The organism is Pelagivirga sediminicola (assembly GCF_003072125.1).
GTDB lineage: Bacteria > Pseudomonadota > Alphaproteobacteria > Rhodobacterales > Rhodobacteraceae > Roseovarius > Roseovarius sediminicola.
The window spans coordinates 57,934-74,426 of record NZ_QCYH01000005.1; the positions used below are offsets into that span (position 1 = coordinate 57,934).

The 16,493-nt window shown below is 64.1% G+C and carries 12 protein-coding genes; 5 read left to right on the forward strand and 7 right to left on the reverse strand.

The window, feature by feature from the left end; all coding sequences use genetic code 11:
* Positions 1 to 205: 205 nt before the first annotated feature.
* Positions 206 to 2,338 carry a polyribonucleotide nucleotidyltransferase gene (gene pnp / locus DC366_RS10100; RefSeq protein ID WP_108692090.1) on the forward strand — a complete coding sequence of 711 codons (2,133 nt, stop codon included), beginning with the start codon at positions 206 to 208 and terminating at the stop codon, positions 2,336 to 2,338.
* A 369-nt stretch (positions 2,339 to 2,707) separates the two neighbouring features.
* A complete protein-coding gene (locus DC366_RS20280; protein WP_243405097.1) occupies positions 2,708 to 4,054 on the forward strand; it encodes a Hint domain-containing protein in 1,347 nt (448 codons plus the stop codon).
* A gap of 117 nt (positions 4,055 to 4,171) precedes the next feature.
* Here DC366_RS20280 and DC366_RS10110 read toward each other — a convergent pair whose 3' ends face one another.
* Positions 4,172 to 4,630 carry an Lrp/AsnC family transcriptional regulator gene (locus tag DC366_RS10110; protein ID WP_108692092.1) on the reverse strand — a complete coding sequence of 153 codons (459 nt, stop codon included), beginning with the start codon at positions 4,628 to 4,630 and terminating at the stop codon, positions 4,172 to 4,174.
* A 134-nt stretch (positions 4,631 to 4,764) separates the two neighbouring features.
* Between DC366_RS10110 and ald the strand changes: the two genes are divergently transcribed.
* Both ald and aroC read left to right on the forward strand, forming a co-directional pair.
* Positions 4,765 to 5,877 carry an alanine dehydrogenase gene (ald, locus tag DC366_RS10115; protein WP_108692093.1) on the forward strand — a complete coding sequence of 371 codons (1,113 nt, stop codon included), beginning with the start codon at positions 4,765 to 4,767 and terminating at the stop codon, positions 5,875 to 5,877.
* Positions 5,878 to 6,083: 206 nt separating this feature from the next.
* Positions 6,084 to 7,190 carry a chorismate synthase gene (gene aroC / locus DC366_RS10120; protein ID WP_108692094.1) on the forward strand — a complete coding sequence of 369 codons (1,107 nt, stop codon included), beginning with the start codon at positions 6,084 to 6,086 and terminating at the stop codon, positions 7,188 to 7,190.
* 32 nt (positions 7,191 to 7,222) lie between these two features.
* Here the strand turns inward: aroC and DC366_RS10125 are convergent, their stop codons facing one another.
* The 5 genes from DC366_RS10125 to DC366_RS10145 all read right to left on the reverse strand — a co-directional run bounded on the left by DC366_RS10125 (position 7,223) and on the right by DC366_RS10145 (position 13,633).
* Positions 7,223 to 8,815, reverse strand: coding sequence for a thiamine pyrophosphate-binding protein (locus tag DC366_RS10125; protein ID WP_108692095.1), 1,593 nt, complete (start codon positions 8,813 to 8,815; stop codon positions 7,223 to 7,225).
* The gene (locus DC366_RS10130) at positions 8,815 to 10,263 is read right to left on the reverse strand and encodes a TrkH family potassium uptake protein (protein ID WP_108692096.1); all 1,449 of its coding nucleotides are present in this window, start codon (positions 10,261 to 10,263) and stop codon (positions 8,815 to 8,817) included. The genes DC366_RS10125 and DC366_RS10130 overlap by 1 nt, the downstream gene beginning before the upstream one ends.
* Before the next feature lie 58 nt (positions 10,264 to 10,321).
* The gene (cueR, locus tag DC366_RS10135) at positions 10,322 to 10,708 is read right to left on the reverse strand and encodes a Cu(I)-responsive transcriptional regulator (protein ID WP_108692097.1); all 387 of its coding nucleotides are present in this window, start codon (positions 10,706 to 10,708) and stop codon (positions 10,322 to 10,324) included.
* Positions 10,705 to 13,137, reverse strand: a complete 2,433-nt coding sequence (locus DC366_RS10140) for a heavy metal translocating P-type ATPase (protein WP_108692098.1) — start codon at positions 13,135 to 13,137, stop codon at positions 10,705 to 10,707. Before DC366_RS10140 ends, cueR begins: the two co-directional genes overlap by 4 nt.
* Before the next feature lie 61 nt (positions 13,138 to 13,198).
* On the reverse strand, positions 13,199 to 13,633 hold the full coding sequence (locus tag DC366_RS10145) for a PaaI family thioesterase (protein WP_108692296.1): 435 nt from the start codon (positions 13,631 to 13,633) through the stop codon (positions 13,199 to 13,201).
* A gap of 134 nt (positions 13,634 to 13,767) precedes the next feature.
* On the opposite strand from DC366_RS10145, the gene rpe reads away from it, so the two are divergent.
* Entirely contained in the window at positions 13,768 to 14,457 is a 690-nt protein-coding gene (gene rpe / locus DC366_RS10150) for a ribulose-phosphate 3-epimerase (protein WP_108692099.1), read from the forward strand.
* Here rpe and pbpC read toward each other — a convergent pair.
* Positions 14,454 to 16,490, reverse strand: a complete 2,037-nt coding sequence (gene pbpC / locus DC366_RS10155; RefSeq protein WP_108692100.1) for a penicillin-binding protein 1C — start codon at positions 16,488 to 16,490, stop codon at positions 14,454 to 14,456. The genes rpe and pbpC overlap by 4 nt on opposite strands.
* Positions 16,491 to 16,493 lie beyond the last annotated feature (3 nt).

Sequence of the window (16,493 nt, forward strand, 5' to 3'; positions counted from 1 at the left end):
CATCCGGCGGCGGGTTTCCAGACATGGCGCCTGCGGCATTCTCTTTCAATTCACGCCATTCTCCTGTATGGCCCGCGCATCTGAGACTGCGTGCCATGTCCCCGGCACCTGGAAGACATGATGATTGGGGTCGGCGGCAATGGGGCCGCCAGTGTAACGGAGGACCGGGCAGGGGCCCGGTATGCCTCCAGATAGGAAACGATAGATGTTCAACGAAGTGAAAAAATCGATCCAGTGGGGCGAAGAGACGCTGACACTGGAAACGGGCAAGGTTGCCCGTCAGGCTGACGGATCGGTCATCGCCACCTTGGGCGAGACCAGCGTCATGGCCAACGTGACATTCGCCAAAGCGCCCAAGCCGGGAATGGATTTCTTCCCGCTGACGGTGCACTACCAAGAGAAATACTATGCGGCCGGCAAGGTGCCCGGCGGCTTTTTCAAGCGCGAGGCGCGCCCGTCGGAAAAAGAGACGCTGACCGCGCGTCTGATCGACCGCCCGATCCGCCCGCTGTTTGTCCCCGGTTTCAAGAACGAAACGCTGGTGATGTGCACGGTCCTGTCGCACGATCTGGTCAATGATCCCGACATGGTCGCGATGATCGCCGCCTCGGCTGCGCTGACGATTTCCGGCGCGCCGTTCCGTGGCCCGATTGCCGCCTGCCGCGTCGGATATGAGGGTGGCGATTACATCCTGAACCCGACGGTCGACGACATGCACGACCTTAAAAACAACCCCGATCAGCGCCTCGATCTGGTTGTCGCGGGCACCAAGGACGCCGTGATGATGGTCGAATCCGAGGCATATGAGCTGACCGAGGAAGAGATGCTGGGCGCCGTCAACTTTGCGCATGAGCAGATCCAGCCGGTGATCGACCTGATCATCGAACTGGCTGAAGCCTCGGCGAAAGAGCCGTTCGATTTCCAGCCCGCCGATTACTGGGACCTCTATGACGCGGTGAAGAAGGCCGGTGAGGACAAGATCCGCGCCGCCTATGCGATCACCGACAAGCAAGAGCGCACCACCGCCGTTGCCGACGCGAAAGAGGCCATCAAGGCATCGCTGAGCGAAGAGCAGCTGGAGGATCCGAACCTTGGCCCTGCGCTGAAGAAACTGGAAGCAGCGGTTCTGCGCGGCGATGTCGTGAAAACCGGCAAGCGGATCGATGGCCGCGCGCTGGACACCGTGCGCCCCATCGTCAGCCAGACGGGCCTTCTGCCACGCACGCATGGCTCGGCGCTGTTCACGCGCGGCGAGACGCAAGGCCTGGTTGTCACCACCCTGGGCACCGGCGACGATGAGCAGTTCATCGACGCGCTGCATGGCAACTTCAAATCCAACTTCCTGCTGCACTACAACTTCCCCCCCTATTCGGTGGGCGAAGCTGGCCGCGTGGGCCCTCCGGGCCGCCGCGAGATCGGCCATGGCAAGCTGGCCTGGCGCGCGCTTCAGGCGGTTCTGCCTGCGGCGACGGATTTCCCCTATACCATCCGCGTCGTGTCCGAGATCACCGAATCCAACGGCTCGTCCTCGATGGCGTCCGTCTGCGGCGGCTCGCTGTCGATGATGGATGCGGGCGTTCCGCTGAAGACCGCGGTCGCCGGCGTGGCCATGGGCCTGATCATGGAAGAGGACGGCTCCTACGCGATCCTGACGGACATCCTGGGTGACGAAGACCACCTCGGCGACATGGATTTCAAGGTGGCCGGCACCAAGGACGGCATCACGTCGCTGCAGATGGATATCAAGATCGCAGGCATCACGCCCGAGATCATGCAAAAGGCACTGGCGCAGGCCAAGGATGGCCGCATGCATATCCTGGGCGAGATGAACAAGGCGATCACCGGCGCACAGGAATTCAGCGTTCACGCGCCGCGCATCGAGACGATGCAGATCCCGACGGACAAAATCCGCGAGGTCATCGGCTCGGGCGGCAAGGTTATCCGCGAGATTGTCGAAGTGTCGGGCGCCAAGGTCGATATCAACGACGAGGGCGTGATCAAGATCGCATCGCCCAACGGCGAGGCCATCAAGAAGGCGTATGACATGATCCACTCGATCGTGGCGGAGCCGGAAGAGGGCCAGGTCTATGACGGCAAGGTCGTGAAGATCGTCGATTTCGGCGCCTTCGTGAACTTCTTCGGCAAGCGCGACGGGCTGGTGCATGTCAGCCAGATCGAGAACCGCCGCCTGAACCACCCGTCCGACGTGCTGAAGGAAGGCCAGGACGTGAAGGTCAAGCTGCTGGGCTTTGACGATCGTGGCAAGGTGCGCCTGTCGATGAAGGTGGTCGATCAGGAGACGGGCGAGGAAGTGAAGGCGGACGAAAACGCCGAGTGATCTTTTAGCTTAGTGAAAATGGAAAGGCCCCGGTGGAAACGCCGGGGCCTTTTTTGTCAGGAGAGAATGGCGGGGTTGAGCCGCGTTAGAAAATTTTTCGGCCCAACGAGTGAACCCTATCTGCTGATAGGCAAGAAACTCAGCAACTGGAAAAGTTTTGGACGGAGCGTCGTGCGCAGCATCAGTCCGGTGGGGGGGGTGAAAATGTGCTGACCCGAGGTTTTTGCTGACCCCACACAGAACCACCCGCATTGCTGTAATCAGTGCTGTCATGCACAACCCTTGCGATAGCTGCGCGTGCCGGTCTATAATCTGATTCTCCACACTGCCGATCTAAGGACGAGAAATTGGTACCGTAGGGGGATAAAAATGGCGCTTATTGACATTGCACTAGCGGCTTCAAATGTCGTTTATGTTGATACATCTGTCCCACAGGACGAAGCGAGCCTGCTAGCTCTAGGTGTATTAAACGCTGATACCGTGGTTTATTATGGTGGTGGAAGCGTTGATATCAGCAGCCTTCTCGGAGCCAATGCGCTCGATAGCGCCAATATTGTTGCAACAGGGGGTAGTACTGTCACGATTGATGCAGGCCTGCTGAATCTTGATGTGCTGACTCAAACAAACCTGTTGATAGATGGCGATAGTAATATTTCGCTGTCGGCTGGGAGTGTTGGATTAGCCAGTGGCGTAACCAACCTGCTCAGCAACGTAACTGTTGCTTTTTCCGGATCGGAGGATGGTACATTTACCTATGTGCCCCCTACGGTGGGAATTTTGGCAAGCACAAGTATCACAATCGACGAAATGGACGCCGGGGATGCAATTGTCGTCCCTTTTCCAGGAAGTGGTCTGGGAGGCGTAAACAAATTAAGAGAAGACGACACGTCTGGGATATTTGCTCCCAACAACTCCTATAGGAATGGCTATCTACACCTTAAAAATGGAGTAGGTACACTCAACCAAGTCAAATTTCGCATTAAGATGTCGCCAGAAGAATACGCGATATACTTGGCGGATAAAGATGCATTCCTTCTCGGAAACGAAGACAAGTTTATCTTTCCCGGAGACGACAGCGACGAGCCACCTTATGTAGTGCCATGCTTTACAGTTGGCACTATGATCCTTACTCCTGATGGCTTGCGCGCGATCGAAAATTTGACGGTGGGTGATCTGGTGGTAACACGGGATAACGGACCGCAACCTATACGCTGGATCGGCACCAGGAAACTGGACAAGATTGACTTGGAACTTCGTCCGAACCTGTATCCGATTCGCATCAAGGCAAACGCGCTGGGTGACAATATACCAAACGTAGATCTAGTGGTTTCTCCTCAGCATAGAATGCTCGTACGCTCTGTTATTGCCGAGAGGATGTTCGGAACCCCAGAGGTTTTAGTGGCGGCAAAACAGCTGTTGCAGCTTGATGGGGTGGACGCAGAAGTTAATCTGACCGACGTAACTTATGTGCATATTCTATTAGATCAGCATGAGGTGGTGATGGCCAATGGGGCCCCCGCGGAAACACTTTATCTTGGATCGATGGCACTTCAAGCGGTCGGGTCCGCCGCTTCAACCAAAATTCAGACGTTATTTCCAGAATTGCTGGAAGATGAATTTGAACCGGCGGGAGCTCGACCTTTGCCATCCGGTCGAGAAGGGCGGCAATTGGCTTTTCGCCACATAAAAAATCACAAGCCACTCTATATGCAATAATTTGCGACTAAATACCTATTGCCTGATATGTGGATGGAAGGTCATTAACAGCTTCCCACTTGCGAAGGTTTGTGGAATGATCAGATTACTGAGAGCAATCGTCAGTGCAAAACCCCATTAAACCGGCAACGCCGTCGTGTTGCACACCGTCCTCAGCGAAAAGCTGCTCTGCATCTTTGCCACCCCCGGCAGGCGGGTCAGGTATTGGCGGTGGATGCGGGCGAAATCGTCGGTGTTCTCGGCCACGATCTTAAGGATGTAGTCGGCCGTTCCCGCCGTCAGGTGACATTCCAGCACATCGGGCACGCGCGCGACGGCCTTCTCGAACGCGTCGAGCACGTCGTCGGCCTGCGCGCGAAGGGTGATTTCCACAAAGATCGTCGCCGACACGCCCATCTTGCGCGCGTCCAGCAGCGCGACATAGCCCGCGATATAGCCCTCGGTCTCCAGCCGCTGCACGCGGCGGTGACAGGCGCTGGCGGAGAGATTTACCTTCTCGGCCAGTTCGGAATTCGAAATCCGGCCGCTTTTCTGCAGGACCGTCAGAAGGCGCCGGTCAATGGTATCGAGGGACATTTTCGCGTGGACTCCGGGGTTCAAACCCATGTTATCGAATAAACTTGCGGTGGAAACCCGGTTTCCGAGTGAAATTTGTTTCCGATTGCACGCGAATGGCGCCACAGTCGGGGAACGGAACAGGAGGGAACAACATGAAGATTGGATGTCCAACGGAAATCAAGGCGCAGGAATGCCGCGTCGGTCTGACGCCGAACGCCGTGCTGGAGGCCGTGGCGCGGGGGCACGAGGTGCAGGTTCAGTCCGGCGCGGGGATCGGCGCGGGATTTACCGATGACGATTACGCCGCCGCCGGCGCCACCATCGCGGGCACCGCCGAGGAGGTGTTCGCGCAGGCCGAGATGATCGTCAAGGTCAAGGAATTGCAGGCGAATGAACGCAAGATGCTGCGCGAGGGGCAGATCCTGTTCGCCTATCTGCATCTGGCGCCGGACCCCGATCAGACGCATGATTTGATCGCGTCGGGCGCCACGGCGATCGCCTATGAGACGGTGACGGACGGAAAGGGGGGTCTGCCCCTGCTCGCCCCGATGTCCGAGGTTGCAGGCCGGCTTGCGCCGCAGACCGGCTCCTGGGCGCTGCAAAAGGCCAATGGCGGCAGCGGCGTTCTGATGGGCGGCGTGCCGGGGGTGCGCCCGGCGAATGTGGCCATCATCGGCGGCGGTGTTGTCGGTACGGCCGCCGCGCGGGTGGCTGTCGGCATGGGGGCCAATGTCACGGTTCTGGACCGCTCGGTGCCGCGCCTGTCCTATCTGGACGACATGTTCATGGGCCGCCTGACGACGCAATATTCCGATCAGGGGGCAATCGAGGGGCTGTTGCCGCGCATGGATCTGGTCGTGGGCGCGGTCCTGATCCCCGGCGCCGCCGCGCCCAAGCTGATCAGCCGCGATCAGCTGTCGCTGCTCAAGCCCGGCTCGGTCCTGGTGGATGTCGCCATCGATCAGGGCGGCTGTTTCGAGACTTCCAAGGCCACCACGCATCAGGATCCGATCTATGAGGTGGACGGGATCGTGCATTATTGCGTGGCGAACATGCCGGGCGCGGTTGCGCGCACGTCCACCATCGCGTTGGGCAATGCGACGATGCCCCACATGCTTGCCATTGCAGGCAAGGGGTGGAAACAGGCGATGGCGGATGATGCGAACCTGCTGAACGGTCTCAATGTCCATGCGGGGCAGCTGACATATGCGGCCGTGGGCGAGGCGCTGGGGATCGACACGGTCAAGCCGCAGTCCGTGATTTAAGCGCGGGCCGCCCTCGCGATGGGCGGCCCGGTTTCAAAATGGCTTGAGGCGCCTGCGCAGCATCGCTAAAGCGTTTCGCCTTTAACCTGAGATACCAGATAACGGCGAAACGCGCGCAACGCTGGCATCGTGCGCGCGTTTCGCGGAAAATTGTAATTCAGGTTTTCCGCGAAACGCTTTAGACCGCTTGGCAAAGGAGCCCTGCCATGAGCCTCAACACTTTCGGACATCTCTTTCGCGTCACCACATGGGGCGAAAGCCACGGGCCCGCCCTTGGCGCGACGGTTGACGGCTGCCCGCCCGGCGTTGCGGTGGACGAGGCGATGTTGCAGCATTGGCTGGACAAGCGCCGTCCCGGCCAGAACAAGAACATGACCCAGCGGAACGAGCCTGACGCGGTGCAGATCCTGTCGGGCGTGTTCGAAGGCAAAACGACCGGCACGTCCATTCAGCTGATGATCGAGAATACCGATCAGCGCAGCCGCGATTATGGTGATATCGCGAATACATTCCGGCCCGGCCATGCCGATATCACCTATCACCAGAAATACGGCCTGCGCGATTATCGCGGCGGCGGGCGCAGTTCAGCGCGTGAAACTGCCTCGCGCGTTGCCGCGGGCGGGATCGCGCGCGCTGTGCTGGATCAGCTGGTGCCGGGCGTGCAGATCAAGGGGTTTATGGTGCGGATGGGCGCTATGGCGCTGGACCGGGCGGCGTTCGATTGGGACGCGATCGATGGCAATGATTTCTGGCTGCCGGATAGCGCCGCTGCGCCCGAGTGGGAGGCTTACTTGCAAAAGCTGCGCAAGAATCACAACTCGGTCGGCGCGATCGTCGAGGTGGTGGCGCGCGGCGTGCCGGCGGGGCTTGGCGCGCCGATCTATGGCAAGCTGGATACGGATCTGGCGGCTGCGATGATGTCCATCAACGCGGTCAAAGGCGTCGAGATCGGCGAAGGCATGGCCGCCGCCGAGTTGATGGGCACCGACAACGCCGATGAGATTTACATGGGTGAGAATGGCCCTGAATACAGCAGCAACCACGCGGGAGGTATTCTGGGCGGCATTTCGACCGGGCAGGAAATTGTCGTGCGGTTCGCGGTCAAGCCGACCTCGTCCATCCTCAGCCCGCGCGCGTCGATCCGCATGGATGGGGCAGCGACCGAGGTGGTCACGAAGGGCCGCCATGACCCTTGCGTCGGTATCCGCGCGGTGCCGGTTGGCGAGGCGATGATGGCTTGCGTATTGCTGGACCATCTGCTGCTGCATCGCGGCCAGACCGGCAGCATCGGGCCCGTGGGGAAGATCGGCTAGCCGGGAAAACCTGCGCTTTCCCGGCTTTGGCCTTAGTCGGCCATGTCGCCGGTCATGTAGATCAGCGTCGGGCCATCGGTCTTGAACGCCTCCGTCACGGCCTTTTGCAGCTCGCCCAAGGATTTGGGCGCCGCCGATTTCGCGCCATAGGCTTCGGCCAGCGCGCAGAAATCGGGGTTATGCGCGATCACCGAGTTGGGCGCGATCTGGGCGGCAACCATGCTGTCCTCGATCTCCTTCAGCTTGCCGTTGTCCCACAGAAGGATCGGCAGCGGCTGGCCCAGCTCCACCGCCGTGCCCAGCTCCTGCACCGTGTATTGAAAGCCGTAATCGCCCGCGATCACCACTGTCGGCAGGCCGGGGCGCGCGGCGGCGCCGCCGATGCCGGCGGGCAGGGCATAGCCCAGCGTGCCAAAGCCGTAAGGGTGGTGCCAGTGGCCGGGGCGGTCCATGTCCCAGAATTCCTTGCCCGCGTAGGCGAACTGGGTCATGTCCGAGTAATACATCGTGTCTTCGGGCATCACCTCGCGCAGCGCGTCGCAGATGCGCGCGATGCCGGGGCGCTCGCTGTCGGATTCCGCGCGCCAGCGTTTGCGCGCGCTGGTGATCTCATCGGCGGTCCATGACGTATCCGCGCTGTGCCCGTCGATGGCCGCATTCAGCCCCGTGAAGAAGTCATTTGCGTCCATCGGCACGGCGATGCTGCCCGGCTCCTGCCCCAGCATTTCGGGGTCGATATCGACGCGGATCATCGGGCAGGTATGCTCCAGCCTGTCGCGCCACAGGTCCGTTTCGGACAGCTCGCTGCCGACGACGATCACCAGATCGGCGCTGGCCGCGACCTTCGCGGTTTCGGGGCGGCCCAGGTAGCCGCCGAAATGCAGCGGATCGTCCTTGACGGAGATGATCCCGCGCCCCGCGTCGGTGGGGAGACTGGCGGCCTTCAGCGTGCGCAGCGCGCGGCGCGCCTGATCGGATGCGCCCACAGCGCCGCCGCCAAGGATGAAGAGCGGAAGATTGGCCGCCATGATCTGGCCCGCGATCCCGTCGGGCAGGACGTGGCGCACGGGCCGGACGGCAGGCGGCGCGTCGGGGGCGGCTTCGGCATTGCCTTCCAGCGCGGCGATGGGCACCTGGATATGCTTGGTGCGGGGGCGCTTGGTCTGGAATTCGGTCAGCGCGCGGTCGATCAGCGTATAGGCCGCGCTGGCCGTATTCGCGGTATAGGACCAGTCGGACACGGTGGCGCCTGCCGCCTGCTGGTCCAGCATTTGGTGCAGCTGCCCGCGCGTGGCGGCGGTATCGTCAAGGCAGGAGGACAGCACCAGCACCGGCACGCTGTCGGAATAGGCCTGCCCCATCGGCGTCATGATGTTGCACAGACCCGGCCCGGTGATGACATAGGCCACCCCCGGCTTGCCGCTGGCGCGCGCATATCCGTCGGCCATGAAACCGGCGCCTTGCTCGTGACGGGCCAGAAAATGGCGGATGCCGGCCTCTTCGATGCCGCGATACATTTCCTGATTATGCACGCCGGGAATGCCGAAGATCGTGTCGACGCCCCGCGATTTCAACATATGCGAGATTTGGGCCCCAAGGGGCCGGGTGCGGGACGTGTCAGACATCAGTTCCTCCAGAAAGATACGGTGAAGATCGCATAGACCACCAGAACCTCCAAGCGGCCGATCAGCATGGCGGCCGACAGGATCCACTTGGACGTATCGCCCAGCGTGGCAAAGTTGCCCGACGGCCCGATCTTGTCCCCAAGGCCCGGCCCGATATTGCCCAGCGCGGTGGCCGCGCCCGAAAGTGCGGTGGTGAAATCCAGCCCGGTGAGGCCCAGAAGGACCGCGATCACGCCCAGCGTCACGGTGAAGAAGACAAAGAACGACATCACCGAATTGAGCACGTCCGCATCCACGTTGCGCCCGCCATAGCGCGGCGTGAACACGCCATGCGGGCTGCGGATACGGGCCAGCTGCACCCGGATCGAGGCAAACAGCAGCTGATAGCGGAAGATCTTGACCGAGCAGGCCGTCGATCCGGCGCAGCCGCCGATCAGCCCGGTAAAGAAGAAGATCGAGACGGCGAAAGGCCCCCAGAGCATGTAATCCTCGCTGGCGTATCCGGTGCCCGTGATGATCGACACGACGTTGAACAGCACCTCGCGAAAGGTCTCTTCCGTCAGATGCTCGCGCTGGAAAAACTGCCAGACGGTCAGCACGCCGACGATACAGCCGACCGTCTTGAAAAACCCGTGCACCTGCGGATCGAAGAGCAGCGGGCGCGTGGTTCCGGCCAACAGCTGCACGTAGCGCACGAAGGGCAGCGCCGAGAGCATCATGAACACCACCGCCACATATTCCGCCGATGGATGCAGCGCGCCGAAGGAGGCATCGTAATTGGCCATGCCCCCGGTCGCGACCGTCGTCATCGCATGCACGGTGGCGTCGAACGGCGTCATCCCGGTCATCACATAGGACAGCGTGCAGGCAATCGTGAGCGCCAGATAGATCACCGATATGCGGCTGGCGATCTCGGTGGCGCGGGGCAGGATCTTGCCCATCGTGTCGAACGCCTCGGCGCGAAAGATCTGCATGCCGCCGACGCGCAGTTCGGGCAGGAACACCATGGCGACAACGATGATACCCACGCCGCCCAGCCACTGCATGATGCCGCGCCACAGCAGGATCCCCTTCGGCAGATGATCCAGCCCGATGATGACCGTCGACCCGGTGGTGGTGAGCGCCGACATCGCCTCGAACACCGCATCGGTAAAATCGAGCGCGGTCGCGCCCAGCATGAAGGGAAGCGCCCCGAACAGTGGCAGGACCACCCACACACCTGTTGTCAGCAAAAAGGTCTGCCGGATCGTCAGGCCCTCGCCGACGCCGTTACGGCTGGCTCCGGCGACAAGGCCGCCGATGAGGATGGTCAGGATGCAGGACTGCGCGAACACGTGCCAATGCCCGCGCCCCTGGGCGATATCCACAAGCAGAGGCAGCAGCATGGCAAGACCCAGCGCCATGGCCGTCAGGCCGATCACATATCCTACCGGGCGCAGATCCAACATGGCGCAGAGCGTTGGCGCGCGCGCCGCCCGGTGTCAAGCGCGAACGCGGGCGCGCGGCTCAGCCCGAAAGGTCGCGCAGGATGGGGCAATCGGGCCGCGCGTCGCCCGCGCAGGCATCCACCAGATGGGCCAGCGTGTCACGCATCGCCGCCAGCGCGTCGATCTTTTGCTCGATATCCTTCAGGTGCTGCGCGGCGATGGCGCGCACATCCGCGCTGGCGCGCGACTTGTCGTTGTAAAGGTTTAGAAGATCGCGACATTCTGCGATGGAAAAGCCCAGCGCACGGGCGCGTCCCAGAAAGGTCAGCCGGTGTTCGTCCTCCTCGCTGAAATGGCGATAGCCGTTGGTGGCGCGCGTCGGATGGATCAGGCCGATTTCCTCGTAATAGCGGATCGTCTTGGCCGGCAGGCCGGTGGCGCGGGCGACATCCTTGATCGTGGTCATGCCGCCGCCTTCGGGCGCTTCAGCCCCCTCAGGCGCAGGGCGTTGCCCAGCACGAAGACGGACGACAGCGCCATCGCCCCCGCCGCCAGCATGGGCGACAGCATCATTCCCGTCGCCGGATAGAGAACGCCCGCCGCCACCGGGATCAGCGCCGCGTTATAGGCGAACGCCCAGAACAGGTTCTGCCGGATATTGCGCATCGTGCGGGCCGAGACGTGGCGCGCGGTCACCACGCCGACCGGATCGCCCGACATCAGCACGATATCGGCCGATTCCATCGCCACGTCCGTGCCGGTGCCCATGGCGATGCCCACATCGGACGCGGCCAGTGCGGGCGCGTCGTTGATCCCGTCCCCGACGAAGGCCACCGCGCCGTGCCGCTCGCGCAGCGCCTCAAGCGCCGCGACCTTGCCATCGGGGCGCACATCGGCGACCACATGGTCGATGCCGATCTGCGCCGCGATATGGCGCGCCGCCGCCTCGCTGTCGCCCGAGATCATGGCGATGCCCAGCCCCGCATCATGCAACGCGTCGATCGCCGCCTTGGTGCCGGGTTTGAGCGCGTCCGAAATCGCCATCGCCCCGGCCAAGGCGCCGTCGATCCCGATTGCCACAAGGCTGTGGCCGCTGGTCTGCCACGCGTCGATCTGTGGCGCGAGCGCGCTCATGTCGATCCCGGCATCCCGCAGCAGGCGGGCCGAGCCGATATGCACGCGCTGGCCCGCCACGTCCGCCGTCAGGCCGTGCCCCGCCTCGGCCTGCATGTTCTGCACGGCGGGCAGGGCCAGCCCTTCGGCCGCCGCCTCGATGGCGCGCGCGATGGGATGCTCGGACTGCGCCTCGGCCGCGGCTGCGATGGCCAGCACATTGTCGCGGTCAAACCCGTCCGCCAGCGCGATATCCACCACCTGCGGGCGCCCCTCGGTCAGCGTTCCGGTCTTGTCGAAGGCAATCACGCGCGCGCCCTCCAGCCGTTGCAGCGCATCGCCCTTGCGAAAGAGCACGCCCAGCTCCGCCGCGCGCCCCGTGCCGACCATGATCGACGTGGGCGTTGCCAGGCCCATCGCGCAGGGGCAGGCGATGATCAGCACCGATACCCCCGCAACCAGCGCCATCGGCAGCGTGCCGAAGATCAGCCAGATCAGGATGGTCGCCACGGCCACGGCGATCACGATGGGAACGAAGACGCGCACCACCTTGTCCGCCAGCGCCTGAATCGGCAGCTTTGCACCCTGCGCCTTGCTGACCATGGCGACGATGCGCGCCAGAACGGTGCCCTCGCCCACCTGCGTTGCCCGGTAGACCAGCGCGCCCGCGCCATTCGTGGTGCCGCCGATCACCGGATCGCCGGGGCCGCGGCGCACGGGCATCGGCTCGCCGGTGATCATGCTCTCATCTATATGGCTGCTGCCGCTGGTGATCTCGCCATCGACCGCGATCCGCTCGCCGGGGCGGGCGTGGATCAGCGCGCCGACGGTCAGGCTGTCGACGCTGCGCTCGGTCACCTTGCCGTCCTCCTCGACACGGACCGTGTCGGGGCGCAGGCCCATCAGCGCCTCGATCGCGGCGCCGGTGCGCCCGCGTGCGCGCGCCTCCATCCAGCGGCCCAGAAGGATCAAGGTGACGATCACCGCAGCCGCCTCGAAGTAAACCGCGCGGGCACCGCCGGGCAGCAGGCCGGGGGCAAACAGCGCAACGGTGGAATAGCCCCACGCGGCCAGCGTGCCCAGCGCGACAAGGCTGTTCATCTCGGGCGCGCCGCGCAGAAGGGCGGGGATGCCGATGCTGTAGAATTGCCGCCCCGGCCAGATCAGCACGATGGTGGTCAGGACGAACTGGATCAGCCACGCCGCCTGCATCCCGATGCTGCCCTCGATGGCGCGATGCAGCGCCGGAACGAGGTGCCCGCCCATCTCCATGATGAACACCGGGAGCGTCAGCGCCCCGGCGATCAGCGCCACGCGCAAGGCATCGCGCGCCTCATCGTCATTCTGCGCCGATTGGTCGCTGCCATCGGTCTGCAGCTCGGCGGGATAGCCTGCCTTGGTCACGGCATCGGCCAGCGCCTGCGGCGTGGTTGCACCCTCCAGATATCTTGCCTGCGCAGACCGCGTCGCCAGGTTGGCCGACGCCTGTGTCACGCCGGGAACGGCCTGCAAGGCCTCCTCGATGCGTCCGACACAGGACGCGCAATGCATGCTGGGCGTGCTCAGCCGCACCTCGGCCTCGCGCGCGGGATATCCCGCGCCCTGCGCCGCCTGCGACACGTCGGCCAGCGTCGCCTCTCCCAATTCAACCTGAGCGCTGCGCGTGGCCAGATTGACCGATGCGCCGCCGATGCCGGGGATCGCGGCGATCGCACGCTCGGCCCGCCCGACGCATCCCGCGCAGGTCATCCCGTCCAGACGAATCGTATATGTGCCAGCCATGCGCCCAGCCCCCCTTGGTGCCACTCATGCACAGCACATAAGGTTTCCAGTTACTGGAAGGTCAAGGGGTTGTTCCGGTCAAAGGCCCGCTGCGATAGCGAAAGACGCCGCTTGCCGTGGCCAGCCGCGCGCCGCTGTCGTCTACCACCTCGGCCTCGGCAAAGTAGGTCTTGCGCCCGCCCCCGATCCGCCGCCCGGTGGCGATCAGGCGGCTGCCCTGCACCTGCCCGATGAAATTGACCGTCATCGACAGGGTCAGCGCGTTCTGCTGCACGCCCGGTTTCCCCGTATAGCACCCGGCATAGCCCATGGCCGTGTCCAGCAGCACGCCCAGAATTCCGCCATGCAGCACCCCTTGCCGGTTTTTCAGCGTATCGGTGTAATCGGCCTCCACGCGCGCAAAATCGCGCGACCATTCGGTGAGGTCATAGCCCAGCACCTCCTGCAGCTTGTAGGGCGCTTCCAGATCGGAAGGGGTCAGGGGCGTGTCGGTCATGTCGGCGGGCCTTTCATCGGGGGATCTGGGCGATTGGTCGCACAATGCGCCGGGGGCCGCAATCGCGCGGCCCTTGACCTTGCCCCCCGCCAGACCCCATTTACCGCTCAGCAGCACAGCCCCGGAGCCAGCCCATGACATTCGACCGCAAGATCAAGATCGCCCCGTCGATCCTATCCGCCGATTTCGCCGATTTCGGACGCGAGATACAGGCGATCGAGGCTGAGGGCTGCGACTGGGTGCATGTCGATGTAATGGACGGGCATTTCGTGCCGAACCTGACGTTCGGGCCGCCATTGCTCAAGGCGATCCGCCCGCATATCAAAACGGTGATGGACGTGCATCTGATGATCGCGCCGGTCGATCCCTATATCGACGCCTACGCCGAGGCCGGCGCCGATATCCTGACCGCGCATCTGGAGGCGGGGCCGCATATCCACCGCACGCTTCAGGCGATTCGCGGCGCGGGGTGCAAGGCGGGTCTGGCGCTGAACCCCGGCACGGGGCTGGATGCGGTGGCGCATTTGCTGGACATGATCGACCTTGTCTGCGTGATGACGGTAAACCCCGGTTTTGGCGGCCAGAAATTCATTTACAGCCAGATCGAAAAGGTGCGTTCCTTGCGCAGCCTTATCGGCGACCGGCCCATCCATATCGAGATCGACGGCGGCATGACGCCCGAAACCGCGCCCCTGATGGCGGCGGCCGGGGCGGATGTGTTCGTGGCCGGATCGGGTGTGTTCAAGGGCGGCAGCGTCAACAATGCCGCTGTCTATGGCGAGAATATTCGCGCCATCCGCAGCGCCGCCGAGGCCGCGCTTTAATCCAGCCGGACGGTCACGCGCGCGCTGCGGCCCAGCGCGTCGATCACCGCGATCTGGCTGAAGCCCTTCCCAAGATGCTCAAGGCTGGCTTGGCCGCCGCGCACATTCGTCAGCATCGGCTGGCCATTCGCCATGAAGGTATAGGGCGGCTTGCCCCCGCGCACCTTGACCGTGAGGCCCGCGTCTGCGGCACTGATCCGCGCGCCGTCGGGCGGAAAGATCAGCTCGGGTGCGCCGGAATTGGCGGCAAAGACGGCGCCGCGCCCGGCAAAGCGTTGCAGGGGCTGCGGCAGTTCGGCGGTGGACACGATCAGCGTATCGGGCGGCGGCGGCGGCAACGCGTCGGGTCGCGATTTCAGCCGCTGAAACGCCTCGAAGAGGATCGGCGCCGCCAGATCGCCGCCGAACGCGCCCGGCACCGGCGTGCCGTCGGGCCGGCCGATCCAGACACCGGCCACATGCGCCCCGTCCCAGCCCAGCGCCCATGCGTCGCGGTGGCCGTATGATGTGCCGGTCTTGTAGGCCAGCGCGCGGCGCGGGGCGCCGGGCGGCGGGGCAAGTCCGGCCAGGATATCGCCCACCTGCCACGCGGCAGCCCGGTCAAGAATGCGGCGCGGTGCCGGGTCCGGCCCGCCTTGCCGCCAGCGCAGCGGGATCGCGTCGCCGCCGCGTGCGAGGGCGGCGTAAAGCTGCACCATATCGGTCAGCGTGACGCCGACGCCGCCCAGCGCCACGGCAAGGCCCGCATGATCCCCGGCCAGTTCGGGGCGCAGTCCGGCGCGGCGCATCGCGTCCATCAGATGGGCCGGGCCGATTTCGTTCATCAGCCGCACCACGGGGATGTTCAGCGATTGGCGCAGCGCATCGGTGACGGTGATTTCACCGCGAAAGATATTGTCGAAATTCTGCGGAGCATAACCGCCAAAGCGGACCGGCGCGTCATTGATCAACGTCTGCGGATGCGCCAACCCACGCTCGAACGCCATCGCGTAGATCAGCGGCTTCAGTGTCGAGCCGGGCGAGCGCAGCGCATCCGTCATGTCGACGAACCCCTGCCGCGCCCCCCCGTCGAATCCGGCCGAGCCGACCGAGGCAAGGATCTCGCCGCTGCGATGATCGGCCAGCACGATCGCGACCGACACCGCGCCGGGCAGGCCCCGCACGGCGCGGGCGGCCAGCGCCTCCAGCTTGGCCTGCAGGGCGGCGTCGATGGTCAGATCGTGGCGCCGCGCGGCGGGATCTGCGGCAATCGCGCGGTCGGCCAGATGCGGCGCGAGCGCCGGAAAGGAGCGGCGCGCGGTCGGAACCGGATCGAAGCGGGCCGCCTGCGCCGTCTCCGCGCTCAGCACGCCCTGACGCACCATGAGGTCCAGCACCCGGTCGCGCGCGGCGCTGGCCGCATGTGGGTGGCGGTCCGGCCGCCGGGTTTCGGGCGATTGCGGCAGCGCGACCAGCAGCGCCGATTGCGCGGGCGTCAGGCGGGCAGGCTCCTTGCCGAACCACGCCAGCGCTGCGGCGCGGATGCCTTCGATATTGCCGCCATAGGGCGCGCGGGCCAGATAGATCTCAAGGATCTGCCGCTTGGTCAGGCGCCGCTCCAGCGCCAGCGCAAGGCGGATCTGGCGCAGCTTGCCCGCCCATTGGCCGGTGCTGCCATCCTCCATCAGGCGCGCGGTCTGCATCGTCAGCGTCGATGCGCCCGAAACGATGCCGCCGCGCCAAAGCGCCTGCACCCCGGCGCGCAGCATGGCGCGCAAATCCACACCGGAGTGGCTGAGAAACCGCTGGTCCTCATACGCGATCAGCATGTCGATGAACGCCGGGTCAACCGCGCCGGGTGCCAGCCGCCACCGGCCATCGCCCACGGTATAGACGCGCAGCGTCTCATTGCGGCGATCCAGCACTTCGGTGCCGAAGGCAGTCTGCAGCGGCGGCATCGGCGTGCGATCTACCCACGCATCCAGCCCGTCGCGCAGGCCCGCCGCGATGGCCAGCGTACAGGCCAGCGCGATCAGCCAGCGATGCGTGCGCATGGC

What these genes read in the sequence shown, in the direction of transcription:
- pnp (WP_108692090.1), top strand. Translation starts at nt 206, where the DNA reads ATGTTCAACGAAGTGAAAAAATCGATCCAGTGGGGCGAAGAGACGCTG.
- rpe (WP_108692099.1), top strand. Translation starts at nt 13,768, where the DNA reads ATGACATTCGACCGCAAGATCAAGATCGCCCCGTCGATCCTATCCGCC.
- DC366_RS10110 (WP_108692092.1), bottom strand. Translation starts at nt 4,630, where the DNA reads ATGTCCCTCGATACCATTGACCGGCGCCTTCTGACGGTCCTGCAGAAA.
- DC366_RS10130 (WP_108692096.1), bottom strand. Translation starts at nt 10,263, where the DNA reads ATGTTGGATCTGCGCCCGGTAGGATATGTGATCGGCCTGACGGCCATG.
- cueR (WP_108692097.1), bottom strand. Translation starts at nt 10,708, where the DNA reads ATGACCACGATCAAGGATGTCGCCCGCGCCACCGGCCTGCCGGCCAAG.
- ald (WP_108692093.1), top strand. Translation starts at nt 4,765, where the DNA reads ATGAAGATTGGATGTCCAACGGAAATCAAGGCGCAGGAATGCCGCGTC.
- DC366_RS20280 (WP_243405097.1), top strand. Translation starts at nt 2,708, where the DNA reads ATGGCGCTTATTGACATTGCACTAGCGGCTTCAAATGTCGTTTATGTT.
- DC366_RS10145 (WP_108692296.1), bottom strand. Translation starts at nt 13,633, where the DNA reads ATGACCGACACGCCCCTGACCCCTTCCGATCTGGAAGCGCCCTACAAG.
- aroC (WP_108692094.1), top strand. Translation starts at nt 6,084, where the DNA reads ATGAGCCTCAACACTTTCGGACATCTCTTTCGCGTCACCACATGGGGC.
- pbpC (WP_108692100.1), bottom strand. Translation starts at nt 16,490, where the DNA reads ATGCGCACGCATCGCTGGCTGATCGCGCTGGCCTGTACGCTGGCCATC.
- DC366_RS10140 (WP_108692098.1), bottom strand. Translation starts at nt 13,137, where the DNA reads ATGGCTGGCACATATACGATTCGTCTGGACGGGATGACCTGCGCGGGA.
- DC366_RS10125 (WP_108692095.1), bottom strand. Translation starts at nt 8,815, where the DNA reads ATGTCTGACACGTCCCGCACCCGGCCCCTTGGGGCCCAAATCTCGCAT.